At 57.3% G+C, this 21,352-nt stretch carries 22 protein-coding genes and 1 tRNA gene; 11 read left to right on the forward strand and 12 right to left on the reverse strand.

Translation table 11 applies throughout. The annotated features are described in order from the left end of the window. Positions 1-46: 46 nt before the first annotated feature. The gene (locus tag QOL67_RS15255) at positions 47-1,159 is read left to right on the forward strand and encodes an ATP-binding protein (protein ID WP_283426827.1); all 1,113 of its coding nucleotides are present in this window, start codon (positions 47-49) and stop codon (positions 1,157-1,159) included. Between the two features lie 4 nt (positions 1,160-1,163). Here the strand turns inward: QOL67_RS15255 and QOL67_RS15260 are convergent, their stop codons facing one another. Together QOL67_RS15260 and QOL67_RS15265 are read right to left on the reverse strand one after the other, a co-directional pair. After that, the gene (locus QOL67_RS15260; RefSeq protein WP_283426828.1) at positions 1,164-3,032 is read right to left on the reverse strand and encodes a DUF3604 domain-containing protein; all 1,869 of its coding nucleotides are present in this window, start codon (positions 3,030-3,032) and stop codon (positions 1,164-1,166) included. 223 nt (positions 3,033-3,255) lie between these two features. Then, positions 3,256-3,879, reverse strand: a complete 624-nt coding sequence (locus QOL67_RS15265; RefSeq protein WP_283426829.1) for a TetR/AcrR family transcriptional regulator — start codon at positions 3,877-3,879, stop codon at positions 3,256-3,258. A gap of 135 nt (positions 3,880-4,014) precedes the next feature. Between QOL67_RS15265 and mbfA the strand changes: the two genes are divergently transcribed. From mbfA to QOL67_RS15285, 4 genes are all read left to right on the forward strand, one after another. Further along, entirely contained in the window at positions 4,015-4,989 is a 975-nt protein-coding gene (mbfA, locus tag QOL67_RS15270) for an iron exporter MbfA (RefSeq protein ID WP_283426830.1), read from the forward strand. A 52-nt stretch (positions 4,990-5,041) separates the two neighbouring features. Beyond that, the gene (locus QOL67_RS15275) at positions 5,042-5,971 is read left to right on the forward strand and encodes an AEC family transporter (protein ID WP_283426831.1); all 930 of its coding nucleotides are present in this window, start codon (positions 5,042-5,044) and stop codon (positions 5,969-5,971) included. Positions 5,972-6,010: 39 nt separating this feature from the next. Further along, positions 6,011-6,844 (forward strand): S-formylglutathione hydrolase, encoded by an 834-nt coding sequence (fghA, locus tag QOL67_RS15280; protein WP_283426832.1) that lies wholly within the window; start codon positions 6,011-6,013, stop codon positions 6,842-6,844. A gap of 101 nt (positions 6,845-6,945) precedes the next feature. Next, a complete protein-coding gene (locus QOL67_RS15285; RefSeq protein WP_283426833.1) occupies positions 6,946-7,398 on the forward strand; it encodes a YaiI/YqxD family protein in 453 nt (150 codons plus the stop codon). Here the strand turns inward: QOL67_RS15285 and QOL67_RS15290 are convergent. The 5 genes from QOL67_RS15290 to QOL67_RS15310 all read right to left on the reverse strand — a co-directional run bounded on the left by QOL67_RS15290 (position 7,395) and on the right by QOL67_RS15310 (position 11,825). Then, positions 7,395-8,573: a serine hydrolase domain-containing protein gene (locus QOL67_RS15290; protein ID WP_283426834.1), complete on the reverse strand. Its 1,179-nt coding sequence runs from the start codon at positions 8,571-8,573 to the stop codon at positions 7,395-7,397. The genes QOL67_RS15285 and QOL67_RS15290 overlap by 4 nt on opposite strands. Before the next feature lie 67 nt (positions 8,574-8,640). Continuing rightward, positions 8,641-8,922 (reverse strand): ArsR/SmtB family transcription factor, encoded by a 282-nt coding sequence (locus QOL67_RS15295; RefSeq protein ID WP_283426835.1) that lies wholly within the window; start codon positions 8,920-8,922, stop codon positions 8,641-8,643. 220 nt (positions 8,923-9,142) lie between these two features. Continuing rightward, a complete protein-coding gene (locus tag QOL67_RS15300) occupies positions 9,143-10,882 on the reverse strand; it encodes a tetratricopeptide repeat protein (RefSeq protein WP_283426836.1) in 1,740 nt (579 codons plus the stop codon). Between the two features lie 99 nt (positions 10,883-10,981). Continuing rightward, positions 10,982-11,461 (reverse strand): SRPBCC family protein, encoded by a 480-nt coding sequence (locus QOL67_RS15305; RefSeq protein ID WP_283426837.1) that lies wholly within the window; start codon positions 11,459-11,461, stop codon positions 10,982-10,984. Further along, on the reverse strand, positions 11,454-11,825 hold the full coding sequence (locus QOL67_RS15310) for an ArsR/SmtB family transcription factor (RefSeq protein ID WP_283426838.1): 372 nt from the start codon (positions 11,823-11,825) through the stop codon (positions 11,454-11,456). The genes QOL67_RS15305 and QOL67_RS15310 overlap by 8 nt, the downstream gene beginning before the upstream one ends. Positions 11,826-11,941: 116 nt before the next feature. Between QOL67_RS15310 and QOL67_RS15315 the strand changes: the two genes are divergently transcribed. From QOL67_RS15315 to QOL67_RS15325, 3 genes are all read left to right on the forward strand, one after another. Beyond that, the gene (locus tag QOL67_RS15315; RefSeq protein ID WP_283426839.1) at positions 11,942-12,904 is read left to right on the forward strand and encodes a DMT family transporter; all 963 of its coding nucleotides are present in this window, start codon (positions 11,942-11,944) and stop codon (positions 12,902-12,904) included. 71 nt (positions 12,905-12,975) lie between these two features. Then, positions 12,976-13,599, forward strand: a complete 624-nt coding sequence (locus tag QOL67_RS15320; protein ID WP_283426840.1) for an HAD family hydrolase — start codon at positions 12,976-12,978, stop codon at positions 13,597-13,599. Continuing rightward, a complete protein-coding gene (locus QOL67_RS15325; RefSeq protein ID WP_283426841.1) occupies positions 13,596-14,513 on the forward strand; it encodes an ornithine cyclodeaminase family protein in 918 nt (305 codons plus the stop codon). The genes QOL67_RS15320 and QOL67_RS15325 overlap by 4 nt, the downstream gene beginning before the upstream one ends. A gap of 117 nt (positions 14,514-14,630) precedes the next feature. On the opposite strand, the gene QOL67_RS15330 is transcribed toward QOL67_RS15325, so the two are convergent. Next, entirely contained in the window at positions 14,631-15,872 is a 1,242-nt protein-coding gene (locus QOL67_RS15330; protein WP_283426842.1) for an MFS transporter, read from the reverse strand. Positions 15,873-16,018: 146 nt separating this feature from the next. On the opposite strand from QOL67_RS15330, the gene zapE reads away from it, so the two are divergent. Then, positions 16,019-17,083, forward strand: coding sequence for a cell division protein ZapE (zapE, locus tag QOL67_RS15335; protein WP_283426843.1), 1,065 nt, complete (start codon positions 16,019-16,021; stop codon positions 17,081-17,083). 299 nt (positions 17,084-17,382) lie between these two features. Further along, on the forward strand, positions 17,383-17,982 hold the full coding sequence (locus QOL67_RS15340; protein ID WP_283426844.1) for a hypothetical protein: 600 nt from the start codon (positions 17,383-17,385) through the stop codon (positions 17,980-17,982). A gap of 62 nt (positions 17,983-18,044) precedes the next feature. Here QOL67_RS15340 and QOL67_RS15345 read toward each other — a convergent pair. Beyond that, positions 18,045-18,120: transfer RNA gene (locus QOL67_RS15345), tRNA-Trp, on the reverse strand. Positions 18,121-18,246: 126 nt separating this feature from the next. Here QOL67_RS15345 and QOL67_RS15350 point away from each other — a divergent pair. Further along, positions 18,247-18,975 (forward strand): lysophospholipid acyltransferase family protein, encoded by a 729-nt coding sequence (locus QOL67_RS15350; RefSeq protein WP_283426845.1) that lies wholly within the window; start codon positions 18,247-18,249, stop codon positions 18,973-18,975. Between the two features lie 9 nt (positions 18,976-18,984). Here the strand turns inward: QOL67_RS15350 and QOL67_RS15355 are convergent, their stop codons facing one another. The 3 genes from QOL67_RS15355 to QOL67_RS22085 all read right to left on the reverse strand — a co-directional run. Beyond that, positions 18,985-20,085, reverse strand: a complete 1,101-nt coding sequence (locus QOL67_RS15355; RefSeq protein WP_283426846.1) for an acyltransferase family protein — start codon at positions 20,083-20,085, stop codon at positions 18,985-18,987. A gap of 1 nt (position 20,086) precedes the next feature. After that, positions 20,087-21,088 (reverse strand): sterol desaturase family protein, encoded by a 1,002-nt coding sequence (locus tag QOL67_RS15360; RefSeq protein ID WP_283426847.1) that lies wholly within the window; start codon positions 21,086-21,088, stop codon positions 20,087-20,089. Between the two features lie 195 nt (positions 21,089-21,283). After that, positions 21,284-21,352: EF-Tu C-terminal domain-related protein (locus tag QOL67_RS22085; RefSeq protein ID WP_283427986.1), on the reverse strand; the 69-nt coding region annotated here is incomplete at its 5' end.

Genomic DNA, 21,352 nt, shown 5'->3' on the forward strand with positions numbered 1-21,352 from the left:
CCCCAACAAGAGTACCTCACTCCACTTCCCGTACTTGAGGATACCCATGTCCACCGACCACCACATCCCGCGCCCCTTTGAGGCGGAACAAGTCGCCAGCCTGCTCAACCTCGACCCTTTGGTGGGCGAAAGCGCTGGGCTGTTCCTCGCCGCCCCAAGACGCACCGGCAAAAGCACCTTCCTGCGCCGCGACCTCGCCCCGCTTCTGGAGCACCAAGGCAAATGCGTGCTTTATGTGGACCTCTGGGCCGACCGCAGCTCTGATCCGGCCAAGCTGATCACCGCCTGCCTCGCCAATGCGCTCAAAGACAACGACAGCTTGATCGCCAAGCTGCACCGCAACGTGCCGTTTACATCCGTCGGCGCGCTGGGCTTCAGCGTGAACCTGAAATCGGCAGGTCAATGGGAAGGCACCATCCCCGACGCGCTCCTACTGCTCTGCCAAGCCACCCAAAAAGACGTGGTGCTGATTATCGACGAAGCCCAGCAAAGCCTCGCCACCGAAGCCGGCAAAAACGCCATGTTTGCGCTCAAGGCCGCCCGCGACGCGGTGAACCAATCCGGCCTGTCCAACCGGCTCTACCTAGTGATGACCGGCTCCCACCGCGACAAGCTCGCCGCACTCATCCACGACCAGCAAGCTCCGTTCTTTGGCGCCCGCGTGCGCGACTTCCCCACATTGGGCAGCAGCTACAGCACGGCGCTGACCCACCGCGTCAACACCCGCCTCGCGCCCGACGCCCAACTCACCGCCGCCACCGTGGACGCGGTGTTTGACGACCTCGGCCGTCGCCCAGAAATCCTCACCGACTGCCTGCGTGATCTGATCCTGGAACCCGCCGCAGGCGACGAAGCCCTCCGCACCATCGCGCTGCGCAAAAAACGCCAAATGCGTGAAGCCCTTCTGGCCGAAATCGGAACACTCACCAAGCTGCAGCAGGCCGTGTTGCGCAAAATGGCCACCGAAGGCATCCAGTTCTCGCCTTACACCGACGCCACCCGCCAGGCGCTTGCTGGGCCTGACCGCAAGCCTTACTCCAAAGGCGGCGTGCAAAAAGCACTCGATGTGCTGCGAGAGCGTGGCCTTGTCTGGCGGCCCAGCTTTGGCAACTACGTGCTGGAAAACGCCGACCTGGCGCAAGCCCTGCGGGGCGAGTGAACGTCTACCCCGGCGTGTACCAAATCGGCGAGGTATAAGCGCGCTCCGTGGTGATCATCGGTACCGCCGCATCCATCTCCACACCAAAGCGTTTGGCCTCATAGGCGGTCCAGCGCGGCGTCGGGATTTCAATCACCCGCGCATAATAAAACGCCGACAAACTGGCCTCAAAATCCGGATCTTGCCACGTCCCTATCAACTCCGCCGCGCCAATACTGTTGGTCCAGGTCGCATTGGCCACATCCACCGTATTGCCAACATCCGGCAGCTTGCCGTTCGCACCGATCTCCCGGTCTCCGGACCACGCCACGTCGTAAATTTTTTCTTGTGTCTGGCCACCTGCATCCAGCCAGCCTTTCACAATTTGAATGCGGTCCAGATTGCCCGAAAGCGGGTCTTTGAGCGCCGCAAAAAGGAAGGTTGGCGCTTGGCCATCTTCCGTCATCGCCAAATTACCGCCCATCGGCACCCCTTTGGCATAGCCCGCATCCGCAGGCAGGCGGCTCAGCGCATCTTCATCGGTAAAATTGTATCCCGCAAAAAACCGCACCATCATGCGGGATCCGGTGGTGGCATAAGTTTCCTTGCGCATCATCGCGTCAAAAATCGCTGCCCGCGTGTTTTCGCGCGCCCAAACTGCGCCAAGACCCCCTGCGGCCTGTTTCCAACCATAGATCGACAAGTCCGGATCCGGCGCTTCAATCACAATGTGCTTCCAGCGCTCTGGCTCTGGCTCTACCCCGGAGTGCTTGCCAAAGAAGTTGTCTTCCTGAGCCGTCGCCATACCAGTGTGTGAGTCTGTCGCCCCCACCATGCCAAACTTAAACGGGTTCACCCCGAGTTCTTGTTCAATCTTCAAACCCCGCTTCAGCGCCTCCCGTGCGTATTCCGCCGGCAGCATTTCCGGCGTTTTCGACTCAGTCCCATTTAGGTTGGACGCGTCCCAGGTATCAAAATCCGCAAATTCATCATCCGGGCTCAAGAACGGATGCGCCTCTCCATCCCCTTTGATCTGTGTGGGCTCGTAAATTGGTTCAAACCGCGCCCGCATCTCGACAATCTCACGGGTCAGCTCCGATCCATCCCACGCGTTCATCGAGAACATGCGCCCATTGGACAGATTGCCGTTGTGCGCAATTGCCAAAACTTCGCCCCCGGTGCGGGCTTCATACTCCGCCAAATAGTCCCATAGGTCTTCGGGGTTTTTGCTGTCAAATTGTGAAAACGGCCGGGTCTGATTGGCCCGCAGGCTATCGTCGCGAAACAACACATTGCGGTGCAGGTTGTTGGCCCCTTCGGTGGTGTACTCATAACCAATGATCGCCGAAAACACACCCGGCTGGTTAAACCGATCCGCCAGCGCCGTGTAATTTTCCCACGCGTGTTTTATGGCCTTGGGATTATCAATTGGCGGCACATCCCCGGACAGCGAAGCCACAATCTCCATCGCAGTGTCAAAAGTAACCTGCGGATCACCAGCCGATAGTTTTTCATACCATTCTTTGCCTTTGGGTGTGGACAGTATCTCCGCATCCCCGCCCAAAAGCTGCGGCATCAACCCGTACATCTCCGCGTGGTCTGACACCACCAACCAATCCAATGGCCGCGATAGCTTTGCCCGCAGACCATGTGTGGTGGTCACCTCTTCGCCGCGCGCAAACCGGAACGCATCCTCTTGTGACAACCGCGTCATAGTACCTGCATCCACAGACACCATCGTGTGCAAATGGCTGTCGCCCCAAAGCGGCACCTGCGGGAAGTTCCGCCCGGCGTAGGGCGAATACCCATCGGGCGAGAGCACCACCTCAGTGTCCTCTTTTTCAGTACTGTATTCTTGGGCACCGGCGCTGGTTGTAAGCGTCAATCCTGTCATAGAAAGGGCGGCTAAAAAGAAATGTGCATTACGTGAGTTCCAAAGAGCCTTAGGCACGGCATCCTCCAAGCAACAATCTAAGCAAAAGTATTTGGGACGCGCCTGGCCATAAATTCACGCCAAACGCGCAAGTCAATTGGCGGCAGCCTAACACAGTTGCCCCCCCAATCCATCAACTTGTACCTGAAACAGCCGTCTAAGGCCGGTGCTGCCAACTCATTTGCTACCGCTGCGCGCCATACCGCGCCATGAACATCTCCACCGCGCCATCCACCACATAGTCGATCTCGCCCTGCGCAAAATCGGTCTGCACCCCGGTCACCTGTCGCAAAAACAACCCAGCTTTGCACAGCTCTGCAAATTGATCAGCTGCAAGGCCAAAATCGTCGACCTGCAATTCGCCGCGCTCTTCCGCCATGTAGAAGAACTCAATGAGGCGGGTTTTCAAAATCCCCGGCCCAGTCTCATAAAACTGTCGCCCAATATCCGGAAACCGGTCACCTTCAGACACACAGACGCGAAACATATTGCGCCCAAAGTCCGACAGGATGATCTCCATCAACCCACGGCCAACAATGCCCAGCACCTCTGGCACAGGCTGCCCAAGATCCACCTGCGCCTCAAGCCCTTCTGCCTGTAAAATGCACTCCCGCCGCGCTACTTCGGCAAACAACATGCGCTTGTCTGGAAAGTAGTTATACAACGTCGCCTTAGAAACGCCGGCCTTCTGCGCAATCACATCCATGCTCACGCTTTCAAAGCCGTGGGACATGAACAACGCCCTTGCGCTGTCCACCACCTGTGCAAACTTGCGCCCCTTTTTCAGGATCGCCACAGTGTCCGTCATAGTTCAGTCATAGGCGTTATCCGGCCTCCCGGTGAATGTGATGGGTACAATACACCGCCCGCTTCCTTTGCAGCAAGCGCTTGCACCTCACAAAACGGTATGGTTGTTTAGAATTATTCTAAACTGGAGTAATTCATGCGCTTTCTGCCGTCCCGCAAACGCCTCAAAGATCTCAGTGAACAGGAAGTCCTCGCACTGGCGATTGCCTCTGAGGAAGATGACGCCCGTATCTACCGCAGCTTTGCGCAACACCTGCGTGAGGATTACCCCGCCTCCGCAGCGGTGTTTGAGGACATGGCCGCAGAAGAGGACAGCCACCGCCAGACGCTGATTGACCAACACTGCGCCCGCTTTAGCGACACCATTCCGTTGATCCGCCGAGAACATGTCGCCGGATTTCACACACGCGCGCCTTTGTGGCTGACTGCCAATCTGTCGCTTGAAGCAATCCGCGCACAGGCCGCAGGCATGGAGCAGGACGCGGAAAACTTCTACCTCAATGCCATGAAACAGGTCAGCAACGCGGACACCCGCAAGCTGCTGGGCGATCTGGCCGCTGCCGAGGCAGGCCACCAATCCACCGCAGTCAAAATGGCAGAAAAGCACCTCGACCCTGCCACGCGTGATGAGGAAAACAACAAAGCCAACCGTCAGTTCCTTCTGACATGGGTGCAACCCGGCCTTGCGGGCCTGATGGATGGTTCTGTCTCCACCCTCGCGCCGATCTTTGCCACCGCCTTTGCCACCCAAGACACGCACACCACTTTTCTCGTGGGCCTTGCCGCCTCTGTCGGTGCGGGCATCTCCATGGGCTTCACCGAAGCAGCCAGCGACGACGGTGAACTCTCCGGCCGTGGCTCCCCCGTGAAACGCGGCTTTGCCTCTGGCATCATGACCACGCTGGGTGGTTTGGGCCACGCCCTGCCTTACCTGATCACCGATTTCTGGACCGCCACCGTGATTGCTCTCATCGTTGTGTTTGTGGAGCTCTGGGCGATTGTCTGGATCCAGAACCGCTTTATGAAAACCCCCTTTGGCCGCGCCACGTTCCAAGTGGTGCTGGGCGGCGCACTGGTGTTTGCAGCGGGTGCCCTCATCGGCGGCGGTTAACGCGTTAACAAGGGACATTTGCCAACATGCCCAAACCTGCTAAGGCTGGCGCATGTTGGCAATCTTTCTGAAAACACTGCCGTTTTTTGCAATCATCGGCCTGGGCTACTGGGCCGGTCGCACCCGTTTCTTTTCGGCGGAAGCCACGGCCTATCTCACCAAGTTTGTCTTCTACTTCGCCCTCTCAGCTATGCTGTTTCGCTTCTCCGCCAATCTCAGCCTCGCCGAAGTGCTCAACTGGCGCCTGATCGGCGGCTACCTCATGGGCTGCGTCGCGGTCTACGGCCTGGCGACCCTTGTGGCCATGGTACGCAAACAGGACATCGCCACCGCCGCTGTAGAGGCGCAATGCGCCACCATCGGCAATGTAGGTTTCCTTGGCGTACCCATGTTGACCCTCTTGATGGGCGCAGAGGCCATTGGCCCCGTGATGATGGTGCTGGCCGTTGACCTGATTGTCTTTTCCAGCCTGATTGTGATCCTGATCACAGGCTCACGTGACGGCCGCATGCACCTCGGCGTTTTGAAAACCGTCACCATGGGCCTGGTGCGCAATCCGATGATTGTCGCCATCTCCCTTGGTTTCATTTGGTCCGCCCTGGAAATCCCGATCCCGGACCCGATGAACGAATTCCTCGCCATTCTTGGCGGCGCGGCCACCCCCGGCGCACTCTTTGCCATCGGCGCGTCCCTTGCGGGCAAATCCGCCGAACGCGCCGAAGTCGCACTCTGGCTCACCTTTGCCAAGCTGATCCTGCACCCCCTGTGTGTCGCCATCGCCGTGTTGTGGCTGCTGCCAATTGACACCTATTCCGCCTCCGTTGTGATCGCCGCTGCAGCGCTCCCCGTGGCCGGAAACGTCTATATGCTGGCGCAACATTACGGCGTTGCGCCACACCGCGCATCGGCGGCAATCCTCTTCTCCACGCTGTTCTCCATCGCCACCGTCAGTGTTGTGATTGCATGGGTCTCTCAACTCTGACATCGTGGACCTCGACCCTTTTGGCAGGAGGCCAACCCCATGGAAATCATCTCAGAAAACCGCGCCTTTGGTGGCACCCAAGGCGTGTATAGCCACAGTTCCCACAGCACCCGCTGTGACATGACTTTTGGCCTGTTCCTGCCGGAAGAAGCCCAAATGGGCCCCGTCCCGGTGATCTGGTATCTCTCCGGCCTGACCTGTACCCACGAAAATGCCATGGTCAAAGCGGGTGCCCAGCAATGGGCGGCCGAACAAGGCATCGCCCTTGTTTTCCCAGACACCTCGCCCCGCGGCGAGACTGTTGCCGATGATCCGGCGTATGACCTTGGCAAAGGCGCAGGCTTTTACGTGAACGCCACCCAAGCGCCCTGGACCCCACATTACAACATGTGGGACTACATCACCGAAGACCTGCCATCCTTCCTGCAAGAAGACTTCCCGCTCGACCTGTCCCGCCAATCCATCATGGGCCATTCCATGGGCGGCCACGGCGCGCTGACCATGGCGATGTCCTTGCCGGGCCGTTTCCGCTCTGTGTCTGCCTTTGCCCCGATCTCAAACCCCACAGCCTCTGAATGGGGCCGCAAACAGCTCACCGCTTATCTGGGCGACGACGAGTCCACTTGGGCCGCGCATGACGCCACCCTGTTGATGCAAGACAAAGGCTTTGACGGCCCCATGCTGGTCGACACCGGCACCAACGATCAGTTCATTGACCTGCTGTGTCCCGAAGCACTCGCCGCAGCCGCCAATGCCCGCCGCCAAGAAGCCACGCTGCGCCTGCAAAAAGGCTATGATCACAGCTACTTCTTTGTTTCCACCTTCATGGAAGAGCACATCGCCTTCCATGCGGAAGCTTTGTACGCAGATTAAGGCACTTTCTGTTTTGGAGAATTAGGCGTATCGGTTCTCCGCGTTCGAGCCGAAGGTGAGAGGCAGCGGAAACCGATGCAATTAAAACGGAAAGTGCCAACATGACAGCCATCTATGTGGATGCCGACGCCTGCCCGGTGAAAGCCGAAGTTGAACGCGTGGGCACCCGTCACAAAGTGAACATCTACGTTGTCTCCAACGGCGGGCTGCGCCCCTCGCAGAACCCGCTGGTGGAAAACGTGATTGTGCCCGAAGGCCCTGATGTAGCTGACATGTGGATCGCAGACCGCGCCAAAACAGGCGACGTTGTGATCACCGGCGACATCCCTCTGGCGGCAAAATGTGTCGAAAGCGGTGCACGTGTGCTCAAACACAACGGCGAAGCTTTGACCTCCGCCAACATCGGCAACGTCTTGGCCACCCGAGACCTCATGACCGATCTGCGCGCCGCAGATCCCTTCCGTCAGGGCGGCGGCAAAGGTTTCACCAAAGCCGACCGCTCGCGATTTCTAGAGGCTTTGGAGCGAGAACTGCGCGCCGCCGCGCGCGCCTAGGGCACTTTGTTCAATCCCTCAGCAATAGCGCGAAACGCGGCCATGGCCTCAACTTCGTGAGATTTGAAGTCGGGATCTGCCGACATCTTTACAATGACCGTGTCCGTGTTTGGGCTGACGTAGATAAACTGCCCCCAGATACCAATCGCCGAGAAATCATCCTGTCGACCATCTGGCAGCCACCACTGGTAGCCATAGCCCCAATGCGTGTCGACGTTTCCTCGGGCCAATCGAGGCGCGCTTGCGGTGGTTGCCTCTGAAACCCAATCCGCAGGCACAACCTGTTGTCCCTGATACTGCCCGCCTTGCGCAAACAGGACCCCAAAGCGCGCAAAATCCCGCGCCGTGGCGTTCAACCCCCAGAAAGACAGCACATTGCCATACAAATCTGTCGACCAACTGGCTTCAGCCTCTGCCGCCAAGGGGTGCCAGAGCGTTTGCTGCATATAGCTGGCAACCGACATACCCGAGACCGATTTGATCAGCTGCCCAAGCGCCTGCGTGTTCAGGCTGGCATACTGAAACTCCTGGCCGGCCGCACCAAGCGACCCGTAGTTGCCCATAACACGCTCCACCGACCGGAATTTCAAAAACATCTTGTCATAGATCGTAAAAGCATCCGTGCTTTTGTCGTCATACACCTCGGAAAAGGCGATGCCCGAGGACATGGTCAAAACGTCTGAAATGGCCACGCCATCAAAACCGGATCCAGCAAGCGCAGGCACATATTTGGTGATCGGCTCATGAATATCGTCAATCAGCCCGTCATGCACCGCAATGCCAACCAACGTGCTGACAAACGACTTCGCGACCGAGAACGACGTCACCAGATCGCTCTCCGAATTGCCTTGGAAATAGGCCTCATGCACAAGGTCACCTCTGTGCACCACAAGAAACGCGGTGGTCTCGCTGCGCGCCAGAAACTCTGAAAGATTGCGCGCTTTACCCTCAAAAACATATGTCTCGGCAATGGGGGTGATCGCGACATCATAGGCCGCGGGTTTTGAAGCGCGTGCAATTGGCACTGTCGGAAATGCATCGGACAGGCTTCTGAAACGCTCCACGCGATGGTCCGGATCAAACAGCGTCATTTTGGGCCAGGCGTAACCAAACGCAAAATACCCAGCAGCGGCAAGTAACGCCGCCGCAAGTGTGAGGAAGAGAGGATGTGTCATAGTTTTTTCATTGTCATTTCGCGAAATTACGATATATTAAGCCAAAAAAAAGAGACAGCCGCTCAGCTCAGCAACATGTCAGCCAATGCTGCAACATGCTCAGAACCTCATTCACTGCCTTTTTGTTGACCGTGTAGCGCACCTGGCGGTCCACTTTTTCCGATTGAAGAATGCCCGCCTTACGCAGGATGGTCAGATGCTCAGACGCAGTGGATTGCGCGATCCCCATGCGTTCGGCAATTTCGCCCACGCTGTGGGCTTCTTTGTCACTGAACACCCGGAACAGGATGTCCTGCCGGTTTTCATTGGCCAGCGCCCGAAAGACGTCCAAGAGATCGCTCTGCTGCATCTGAACCCTACACTTCGCACATTCCCGATATGTCGATACTTAGAGATCAGCCTGCTGTCAATCAATGAAACTCTCTGGATCAGACTTCGAATTTGGAAACAGCAAAACCGCAGCCCCACGAGTTCTGCCAACCCCTCAGCCGAACCGTCGCGCCACGCCTAGGCGCGACGCAAAGCAGAGATCCGCCCTGATGCTCTTGGATCAGTGTGCCACACTTTGGTCAGGGTCGCGGCTGGCTCCATTCCAATTTCTTGCTGGCGATGTCTCCCGGCGCCCACTCAACCAAACTATGCAGCTCGGTTGTAGTTTTTTTCTCTGGATATTTATCGCTCCACTCAGAGCAGCTCCACATCATTGAGCAAGTTTGCCAGAAGGACTTCACCCCCTGCCGCCAGCCTGACGCTTGCTGAGTCGTCAACGTTCCGCCTGTGCATTCAATATAGTCGTAGCCACTTGTGCTGTGTTTCCATTTTGATTTCATGCGCAACACCACGCCACGCGCGCCATCGCGCTGCCAACTGCCGGAAAAATCTTCATACACATCAAAAATACCGTCACGCGCCGTGTGATTGAGCCGTTTGGCGGTACCATTTTTGTAAAGCACCCAGGGCTCACCCGAACGCCGGGTGGCTGCTCCCCACATCCAAACAGTGGTCGCACTGCCAAGATAGTCCAAATCCGCTGGCTTTAGGGTATGGTTAGGACTTTCAAGCCAAAGCCTTTGGGTTTCTGGTTCAAACTCACTGTAAAAATGGGGGGGATACTCTGCCGTTTCCACCGCTTGGCAAAACTGATCCCCGTCCTTGGTGTTTTCCTGATAATACGACGGCCCCCCAGTGTAATTCGGCTCGGGCTGAGCCCCCGTGTCGCTAACATTTGATGTGGGCGGAGACACGGGCCGGTTTGAGCTGGAGTTGCCAGTATTCACGGCTGGCGCAGGCGCACTCCGTTGCACCGCCTCAATGGCTTTGCGCGACCCCTTGAGGCCCAGGGTCATGTTCTTGAATTTATTCTGCGCATAGCTGGCTTCTGTTTGATAGCGGAACTTGATCGTGTCCCCGGACTTAAACGCCTCCAGCATCGCCGCCTGATTGCGTCCCGAAATGGGGATACGCACCTGCGCGCTGTCGCCGTAGTCAATCAAACAGTTTTGCCCGCCGCAGCCGTTCATATCCAACTCCGTGTCGCGCCCATTGGCATGTTTCACCGACACCCCCATGAAATGAATCATCGGGTCATCTGAGACGCGGTACATGCCGTAGTAATATCCGCCAGTTTCCTGATCCCGTCCTAAAAACACCCGCGCCAGCAACCCGCCGTTCTGCACCAGATCATATCCCGCCTCGCCGTCATCGTAGGCCCATCTGTCTGAAGAAACAAACGCAGGCGCTGGGGCGGCCTCTTCAAGCGCCGCCGCTAGCCGATCAATCATGTCTTGATCCGCGCCCAGCGCATAAGCATCCTCAAGCAAGAGGTCCGCCCGCGCGATGTTTTGCACGAGATGAATTCCCTCGGCGAAATAGATACCAAGCTGCGCAGCGCCTTCACCGTACCCCGCCCGCATGGCCGCTTCGAAGTAATCAATGGCCAGATCAGTGTTCTGGCCGACCCCGTCACCTTCCATGTATTTCACGCCAATGTTGCTCTGCGCCACTGGATAACCCGCATCTGCGGAGTCCTTTTGCAATTCGGCCACCGCCTCAACATCGTCAGCGTAATACTGGCATCGCTCAGTGCCAAACACCCAGGCCAAGTCGTTCTGCGCCACCGGATGCTCTTCCATGATCGCCGCTTGCATCAACTCGCGAAACGCCCCGCCATCCCCGTCACAGGCGTCATCTGACATCTTGTTGAATTTTTCCCGCGCCGGCTGCCAAAACGCCCCAGCGTCCTCCGCCATCCCCATGCCAACGCCACCAACCAGGCCCATAATGCAGGCCGCAATAACCGTGTGTCTCATTCCATCCCCTTTACGTATGTCGGCCCCAAACACCGAAACGCCTGCCCCAACGTAAGCTGAGGCAGGCGTTTTTGGCAAAGAAAATAGTGTTTTGGCGTCTTAGAGCAGTGTTTCCAAGATGTCGAAGCCTTTGCCCCAACCGCTGTCCATATTGCCCATCATCTCTGCAAAACAGGCGGCTTCTTGCGCGCTCGCATCCACCGGCACCTGCTCCAGCTTCACCTTGGTCTGCCCGCCATCCTCAGCAAATGTCACCGTGGTCAAAAGCTTCTGCGGCCAATTCGGCATCATAGGGTTTGGCTGCTGCTTCCAGTCAGCGTCCGTGCTGTGGTGCAGCCAGACAATCTTCTCGCCATTGGCCACCTCCTGAAAGTCCATACGGCTATAGTCCGATTTCTCGCCCCACTTCATCTCATTGAGCCACCGCCCCCCGGCGCGCAGGTCAAACTCGTGGATCACCGTTTCCACCCCCGGCCCATACCACACCGACAACAACTTTGGGTCGCTGAACGTCTTCCACACCATGTCCTTTGGGGCTTCAAACGTGCGGTTGAACAAATAAATTGGTAAATCAGTCATCTTTCAAATCGTCCTCTTCACTAGATTTCATCGTCTCAAGAAGCGCATCCAGCTGATCAAAGCTACCGGACCAAAACCGGCTGAACTGCTCCATCCAGTCCATCGCCTCTTTCATCGGCGCCGCCTTCAAATACGCCGGGCGGCTTTGCCCGACCTGTCCGCGTTCAATTAACCCGGAGGCCTCCAGCACCTTCAGATGCTTGGATACGGCCGGCTGGCTCATTTCAAACGGCTCTGCCAAATCACGCACATTAGCTTCGCCTTCACTCAGACGCGCCAAAATCGCCCGGCGGGTGGGGTCAGCCAATGCTGCAAACACAGCGTTCAGTTCAGGATTTTCATAACCAGGTAGTTTCATAACCATATGGTTATTTCTTTAATCCCATCGAGTCAACAATTTTAACGCGACCAAAATCACCTTTTCCTGCGAGCGTCGCTTTTGACCTAGACCCGCCCCTCGAATCCGCGCCATCTGCCCCCATGTCCCAGTCCCGCTCCACCTTGCCAGTTGGCCCGCTCTCCGCCCTGATCGCGACGATGTTCTTCGCCATCAACGACACCGCAATCAAATTCCTGTCTGGCGACTATGCCCTGCACCAGATTGTGCTGATCCGCTCGCTCATCGGCCTGACCATTCTGATGATTGTGATTGTGCCATTCCAAGGCGGGATCTCCTCCCTGCGCACCCAACGTCTGGGCATGCATATGCTGCGCGGCCTTTGCGTGGTCTTTGCCAACACCACCTTTTTTCTTGGCCTCTCCGTGCTGCCTCTGGCCGATGCCATGGCAGTGTTCTTCATCTCCCCCCTGCTGATCACCTTGTTTGGCGCGCTTCTTCTAGGTGAGGTCATTGGTCCGCGTCGCAAAGCGGCCGTGGTGGCTGGCATGATTGGCGTGTTGATCATGGTCCGCCCTGGGGCCTCTGATTTCAACATCGCACTCCTGTTACCCTTGGTTTCCGCCGTGGCCTACGCGCTGTTGCATGTGCTGACCCGCAAAATTGGCACCACCGACAGCGCCGCCACCATGGCGGTCTTCATCCAGGTTGTGTTCATTGTGGTGGCAAGTTTGGTTGGCCTTCTGCTCGGCCACGGGGCGTATGAAAATTCCGGCGGCGAGATGATCAGCTTCCTGCTGCGCGCCTGGCATTGGCCTGCCACTGCCGACTGGCCCATCCTGTTTCTATTGGGCTGCTCCATCGCCTTTGGTGGGTTTTTCATCTCGCAAGCCTACCGCGTGTCCGAGGCCAGCCTGATCGCCCCTTTGGAATATGCCGCCCTGCCCGTAGGCGTGCTGTTTGGCATCCTGATCTTTGATGAATGGCCTGCCCCCACAACCTGGATCGGCATGGCGTTGATCTCTGGCGCAGGGCTGTTTGTGTTCTGGCGCGAGGCCAAAATGGGCAGCACACCAACGCCACACCGCCCTCGCGTCCGCCGCTAGAACAATCCCACCTTGCGTCCTCCCCTGCGCCCACTAAGGTCGGCGCAAACATTTTACTTCAGGGGCAGAGTATGTCGCAAATTGACGCCGTGATTTTTGACATTGGCAATGTGCTGATCCAATGGCAGCCGGAAAACTTCTATGACCGCACCGTCGGCGAAGCCCGCCGCCGCGCCTTCTTTGCGGACACCAACATTCACCACCACCATGAACAGATCGACGCTGGCGCCTCCCTGCCCGGCATGATCGACAGCCTTGTGCCGCAATATCCCGAATATGAGGCTGAGCTGCGCATGTGGAACGACAACTGGAACGACCTTGCTGCCCCGGCCATCCCGCATTCGGTGCGCCTGCTCGATGCGCTGGTCGACAAAGGCATGACGGTTTTCACCCTGACCAACTTTGGCCATGACAACTTCCCCCTGTCCCAAGCGGTCTACCCATTTCTCAACCGTTTCAATCGCGAATATGTCTCCGGCCGCCTGAAGCTCATCAAACCTGACCCGGCAATCTACGCCCATGTCGAGGCAGACTGCGGCATCGACCCAGACCGCCTACTCTTCGCTGATGATCGTACTGAGAACATCACCGCCGCCGCCGCACGCGGCTGGCAGACCCATCTGTTTGAACACCCACAAGGCTGGGCAGACCGTCTGGTTGCCGAAGGCCTGCTCACCGCGGAGGAAGCCACATGACCACGATCATCTCCTTTGAAGAGGGCGAGAAGAACATCAACTGGATTGGCCTGACCGACGCCCTGGCCGCAGGCCATGCCCTGCCCAAAGCGGAAATCTCCGACAGCTTCCTCTACCGTGGCAAAGACACGCTGCTGCAACGCCAGGCCTGGATCGACGGTCTTGGCATCGCCGTGAAATCCGCCACCATCTTCCCGGACAACCCCTCCCAGGACGTGCCGATGATCCACGGCGCGGTCACGCTGTTTGATGACGCCCACGGCATCTTGTCCGCGCTGATCGACTTCCACCTTGTCACCAAATGGAAAACCGCAGGCGACAGCCTCTTGGCCGCCCGCCGCCTTGCCCGCCCGGACAGCTCCAAAATCCTAATCGTTGGCGCCGGCACCGTGGGCCGCAACCTGCACGCCGCCTATTCCGCCGTCTTCCCGGACGCAGAGTTCACCGTCTGGAACCGCACAGAGGCCAATGCTGAGAAAATGGCAGCCGAAATTGACGGTCTTAAAGTCGCCACCGATCTGGAACAGGCCGTGGGCGAAGCTGACATCGTGACCTCCGCCACCATGTCCACGGAACCGACCCTGCGCGGCGACTGGCTGCAACCGGGCCAACACATCGACCTCATCGGTGCCTACCGCCCCGACATGCGCGAAATCGACAACGCCGCGCTCACCCGCGCCAGCCTCTTTGTCGACAGCTACGACACCACATTGGACCACATTGGTGAGTTGAAAATCCCACTCGCCGAGGGCGTAATCACCCGCAAAGACGTGCTGGCTGACTACTACAGCCTCGACACGTTCACCCGCACCTCGGACGATCAAATCACCCTGTTCAAAAACGGTGGCGGCGCGCACCTCGACCTGATGACCAGCCGCTACATTCTCGATCAGTGGCAAGCGGCGCAGTCCTAAGCCCCCCTTAAAGCAAAGGCCGCTGCGCTAACCCGCAACGGCCCTAAAATTTCCCCACCTCCGCAAAACAGTCGCGATACAGACGTTATACCGACGTGATTTTGGCGGGTTAACGCGCTACGCGGCGACTGCAACTCGCGTGCGGTTTTCGCGGATCGGCAGGTGTACAATGGCGCTAAACGCACCAACGCCAACACCAAACCACCAGACCATCGTGTAGTCGCCGTAAAGGTCATACATCCGTCCCCCCAGCCACACACCAAGGAAGCTGCCCAGCTGGTGAGAGAAGAACACAATCCCGTAAAGCGTGCCCATGTAGCGCAGCCCATATAGATGCGCGACCAGCCCCGACGTCAGCGGCACGGTTGCGAGCCACAGCGATCCCATCACCACAGAAAACACCACCACGCTCATTGGCGTAATTGGCATCAGAATAAAGATCGCCGCCGCCAGCGTGCGCCCGGTGTAAATCCCTGCCAGCAGATACTTTTTCGGGAAGTGCTTGCCTGCCCAGCCGGCCAGCAAGGTGCCGCCAATATTGGCCAAACCAATCAAAGAAATCGCCACGGCCCCCAAAGTAGACGTCGAGGTGATGCCCATGTTTGCCAGCGTTGAGCCTGCCGCGATCGGCCCACACATCTCAGTGATCATCGCTGGAAAATGCGCCGTGACAAATGCCAGCTGATAGCCACAGCTGAAGAAGCCTAGGAAGATCAACGTATAAGACGGATCTTTAAACGCCCGCTTCAGGATCTCCCCCATGCTCTCCTGCAGCTCTTCTTTGCTGACCGCCGCCGGTGCCCGCATCGCTGGCAAAAGCAGCAAGACCGCCAAAATCGCCACCGCAAACACCACAAAGGTTTGCTGCCAAGACATAAACGACAACATCCACTCCGCCATCGGCGCCCCAAACACCTGACCGGCCGATCCCGCCGCCGTGGCAATCGCTAAGGACATGGAACGGTTCTCATCCGAACTCGCCCGGCCCACAACGGCTAGGATCACGCCAAAACCGGTACCCGCAACGCCAAATCCCACAAGGATTTCAAGCATCTGGTGCGCTTCGGGCGTCACGGCAAAGGACGACAAAACCAATCCGGCAGCATAAGTCAACGCGCCTAAAATAATCGCTTTCCGATCACCAATCTTCTCGGCAATGGCGCCAAAAATCGGCTGACCAATACCCCAAGCCAGGTTCTGAATCGCAATCGCCAGCGAGAACTCACTGCGCAGCCAGCCAAACTCTTCGGCAATTGGAATTTGAAACACCCCAAAACTCGCCCGAATGGCAAAGCTCACAAGGATGATGACACACCCCACCATCAAAACTGGGGTCATCAAAGGGGTCTTTGCACTCATCATCTCACTCCTGTCTGCGCGTCGCAAACACTGAACAAATGAACGACCTCAGGTCAATTCAGCATTTGTTCACCCGCTCATAACAGTCTGTCATAGGGTCCGGCGCGGCCCTTTTCCTCACGCTCTCAATTGGCTAAGGGACATGTATGGATAGCTTGCCCGAGATTTACGCCGCCCGCGTGGCCGACGGAACCCTACACGCCGACGACGCCCAAGTTGCGGTGCTGCCGGAACTGGAACGTATCCGCGCTGAGGTGTCCAAACCCGTCCCAAAGAAATGGTTCCGCAAATCCACGCCGGAGCCGGTGCGTGGCCTCTATCTGTGGGGCGGCGTGGGGCGTGGCAAATCCATGCTGATGGATCTGTTTGTCGACAGCCTGTCTGTCCCCGTGCGCCGCGTACACTTTCATGCCTTCATGCAGGAAATCCACGAGGCCATGCACAAGGCTCGCTCTGAAGGCGTTGAAGACACGGTCAAGCCCGTGGCCAAAGCTGTGGCAGACAGCGTTCGTGTGCTGGCCTTTGACGAAATGCAGATCACCGACATCACCGATGCGATGATTGTCGGGCGTCTGTTTGAACAGCTTTTTGAGGCTGGCGTTGTGGTGGTCACCACCTCCAATCGCACCCCGGATGACCTGTATAAAAATGGCCTCAACCGCCAGCTTTTCTTGCCCTTCATCGCTTTGATCAAAGAAAAGATGCGCAGCTGGGAGTTGGTCAGCCCAACCGATTACCGTCAAAATCGCCTTGCGGGAAATCAGGTCTATTTTGTGCAGGCAGGTTCCGAAGCCCGCGCCCAAATCCGCGCCATCTGGGATGACCTCACCGGCGGCGCCGCCGAGCCACTTGCGCTCACCGTGAAGGGTCGCGAGGTCACCCTGCCCGCCTACCGCAACGGCATTGGCCGGGCGAGCTTCTTTGATCTCTGCGGTAAGATGCTGGGCCCGGGCGACTACCTCGCGATTGCCAACGCGGTGAAGGTGCTGATCCTCGAGGACATCCCCACGCTCAGCCGCAACAACTTCAACGAAGCCAAGCGCTTCGTGACCCTGATCGACGCGCTCTATGAGGCCAAGGTTCGCCTGATCTGCTCTGCTGCCGCAGAGCCTGAAATGCTCTATCTTGAGGGCGAAGGCATCTTTGAGTTTGAACGCACCGCCTCTCGTCTGCGTGAAATGCAGGACGCAGACTGGGGCAAAGAAGCCTAATTCTTGCGGGCTAAAACGCCTCTGGTTGCAGTTTTTCACCGCAAGAGTCCTATGCACCACCCAAAATACTGGACAGCTTTCTCGCAAGCACCTCCTATGATCTCATTGCTCTACCTCAGAATGTAGAGCCCACAGGAACCGTTTTGAGAGGGACACGCAAAATGCGCAAGGTCATCCAACGGGCGGCAAACAAATACTGCCGCTGGCGGATCGGGCAAACTCTGCCCGGTGTTTTGTCCGATCTGGACGCCTACAAGAAAAAGTCCAACACCACCGGAACCCAATGGATCACTCTTTGGATGTCTGTAAAACGCATCCTCAAGCACCATCCTGAAGAAATTTTGGAATCCGGCACTGGGTCTTCCACAATGGTGCTAGCGGCAACCGTGCAAAAACTCAAAAAGGAAACACCCGGCTACAATGGCCGTGTGACCAGTATGGAAAGCGTGGCGGCGTGGCATGAAATTGCGTCAAACAACCTGCCAGATCAGTATCGGGACCACGTCGAAATCATCCTGGGGCCAAGGAAAAAATTCGAAATGGGATTTTTCCGTGGTTACGTCCATTCCAACATACCGAAGCGGAACTATGGTTTTGTTCTGCTAGATGCTCCGGCGTTTGATGACGAACACGGCCTGTCGTTTTGTGCGGATGTTTTCAAAGTTATGGATTTTGTCAATCACTCGACAATACATGGGGTGGTGGATGGCAGGGCATCCTCCGTTTTTGTATTGCAAACCCTCTACGGTCCGTCAGCGGCGCGCTATTATCACAGCCTATTTGCTGCCTCTTTTTCGATTCCAAAAATCGACTTTCGAGATCCCAAAAACAACACACCAAAGGACTGGTTCTGCACGCCATTTGGGCGCTTGGTTTATCGAAAGTTTCGCAGACTTTAGGACAGCCACCGAAACAAAAAGCCCCCGAAGGGGCTTTGAGACGTGTCCAAATCTATGGGAAATGGCAGGGGCACCAGGGTTCGAACCCGGGACCTACGGTTTTGGAGACCGTCGCTCTACCAACTGAGCTATACCCCTAACGTGGGGTGTTTCGTAAGGCACCACTGCGCCGGTGGCAAGAGGGAAAACGCGCAAAAATGGCAAGACTGGCCAGCTTTGATTTGCCCCTGTAAGAGAGGTGCGCACTCAAGAGGTTTTTACCCCATGTCGCTCAAGCAATCGCTCAACAAGCTGCGCAAAAAAATCGCCAACAGTCCGCGTTTCAACAACGCCGTCGAAGGCCTGTTGGCGGGTTACGTGCGATTCGCTTATAAGACCTCCCGATTTGAGCGCACAGGCTGCGAAGAGCTCGACGCCTGTCTGGCCCGTGGCGAGGCCGTAATAACCACAGTCTGGCACCAAAGGCTGATTCTCGGCCCCTATATGGTCAACGCCCCCACCGGCACCCGCGTCGTCTCCTTGACCTCAGCCGCCCGCGCCGGACGTCTCGCAGGTCAGATTCTCGTCCGTCTGGGCTGGGAGACCATCCCGATGTCCAGCCACCAGCGCCATATTACCCTGTCTCGGGTGGTGCTCAAACGCCACCGCGAAGGCTGTTCGCTTGGTGTGGTGCCCGACGGCCCCCGTGGCCCGGCCCGCGTCGCCTCCACTGTGCCGCTGATCTGGGCCCGCTCGACCGGAGCGCGGGTGTTCACCTTGGCCTTTGCGCAGAAACGTGTGCTGCGCCTGCCGACCTGGGACAAGCAAATGCTGCCTCTGCCCTTCAGCCGGGGCGTGATCACCTGTCAGGAATGGACGGATGAAGTGCCACGCAAACCCACTGAAGAGCAGACCGAGACCCTGCGCCTCAGTCTGCAACAATCTTTGAATGACATCACCGATGCCGCTGACGCCGCCCTTGGCAAACCCAGCGAAAAGCCCAACAGCACGTAAAACTCTGGTTTACGAAGTCTGCACCACACGGCGGTCAAACCGCTGCAACACCGGCATCATCCAGGCGCGGAACGCCTTCACCGGACGCTCAAAATACCGCGCAAACACCAGACCCACCACAATCGATCCTGCTAGCAACAGCACATCACGCCCCACCATCTCCGGCAGCATCGCATCCAACAGGTGCAGGGTCGGATAATGCGTCACATAAATCGAAAACGTCGCGCCTGCCATCCACCGGATTGCCCGCACGCCCCACATCTTCTGTGGGTTCAGGATCGCCACACCGGCCACATGCACCACCGCGCACAGCCCGATAAAGGCGTTCCAGATAAACTCATCAGAAAAGCCCAAAACCATCCGCGCATCAGCAACACCCAACCAATCCGCAGTCATCGCAGCCAAAACAACCGGCATTCCGGCCATTTGCACAGCCAAATAGAGAGTGGGGCCGGCAAGTGCCAAAGCCCAGCCCGTGCCACGAGAAAACGTGCAAGCGCGCTCAGCACGCAGCCAATGCCACAAGGCGACGCCGAGCAACCAAGCAGGCATCAACAGCAGCACATTTAGTCCAGCCAACCACACCAGCGCCATAAGGCCCAGCACACGTGCCACACCTTTGGTAAACAGCGCCACCCCAAACAACGCATAATACGCCGCCTCGTAGCTTAGCGACCACAGCGGCCCATTCGTGCCCAACCGCACCCGCTCAAACGCCGCCCATTCATTTGTGAACGTCATACCACGAAGCAGAAACTCCCCAACCGGCAACGCCTGATAAAACCCGTTTGGATAAGCGCCTGCATCAATCCGTGTGCCAAGCGTATCAAACACCAGCGTCAGGATCAGCGCAGGCACCATCACAGTCAGAAGTCGCGTCACCCGATTGAAAGCGAACTTCCCGGCCGCCCCATCTCGGTCTGATGCAAAAGCAATCACACAGCCGGACATCACAAAAAACACAATCACCGCGTCACTGCCGACGTTCCAATCCCGCAGGAAGGCATAGCTTGTGCCGGTAAAGCGCGGGTAGGCCAAATGGGAGAGGACCACGACAATCGTGGCCACCACCCGTAAGACATCCAACCAGATGGAGACGCCTTTGGTCATCTCAACGCCCTTCTGCCGGTGTCGCGTCATCCGCAGACTTGCGCTTGAGCATCTCAATGCCAGTGGCCTCTTCTAAGCTCTCAACAAACGGATTGATCAGCGCGTCTTTTAGCGTCGCATGGGGTTGCTCAATCAACTCACCTTTGCCGTCCGCCACCCCAAATTGCAGCTTCTCGTAACCTTTGGGCACATAAAGCGTGCCAAACATCCAATCCCAGATCGCAAACACTTCGCCGTAGTTCTTGTTGAAGTGCTTCTTGGCGCTGGAGTGGTGCACATGATGTTGCGCCGGGGAGATAAAGATATGCTCCAGAACCGGCCCGTAGCTCAGCCACACATGGCTGTGTCGCAGGTTGGCGCCCAGCAGGTTGAAAAGGAAGTAGCCCGCGTTTGCGCCGCCAATGGTCAGCAGGTCAATCTGGCCAATCAACAGGAACAGCACCAGCGCCTGCACCGTGCCCAACACCATGCTGTAGATCAGGTTGCGGATCAGCAGGAAGATCGGGTGGTTGCGGTTCGCGGTCAGCGGCGTCATCACCTCGGCAGAATGATGCAAGGCATGGAACGGCCACAAGATCTTGCTTTCGTGGTGAATGTAATGCGCCCAGTATTTGCAGAAATCCATCGCCAGGATCATGATCAACGTGGCCAGCGCACTGCGGCCCCATGTGACATCCAGCGGCTGGAAAGGCGTGCCTTGCCATTCGATGAAGTTTGACAACATCACCTTGGCAACGATGGGCGTGAACAACACTGCACCAAAGATACCAGCCACACCAAGCAGCAGGTTGATGGCAAAAATTTGAATGTCGATGATGTTGGATTTGTGCGTGTAGACTTCGCGCGGGAACAGAAATTTCACAAAGCTGGTTGGGCGTCCACGATAGAGCCAGATACCAAAAATCATCACCACAGTGGTGCAGAGGTAAAACACCGCTAGTCGCGATTCCCAGCCCCAAAACATACCCTTAAGTGCGGCCCAAACCTCGTAAACCCAACCCATTTCCATGCTCCCTTTCGCAGTCTGCGCATGATTGCCCCCCGGCATGGCGTCAACCTGACGGGCAAATGCGGGCAAAACATGGCGGAAAAAGGGAATGTGTCGGATATCGGGACAATCGTTTCCGATTCCCACGCAAAAAGGCCGCCCAATGGGCGGCCTTTCCGTAGTCAGTTGCAGGAATTACGCTAGGCGCAATTACTCAACGATTTTGGACACAACACCGGACCCAACGGTGCGGCCACCTTCGCGGATCGCGAAGCGCAG

It is taken from the genome of Shimia sagamensis (genome assembly GCF_900182745.1).
GTDB classification, from domain to species: Bacteria; Pseudomonadota; Alphaproteobacteria; order Rhodobacterales; family Rhodobacteraceae; genus Shimia; species Shimia sagamensis.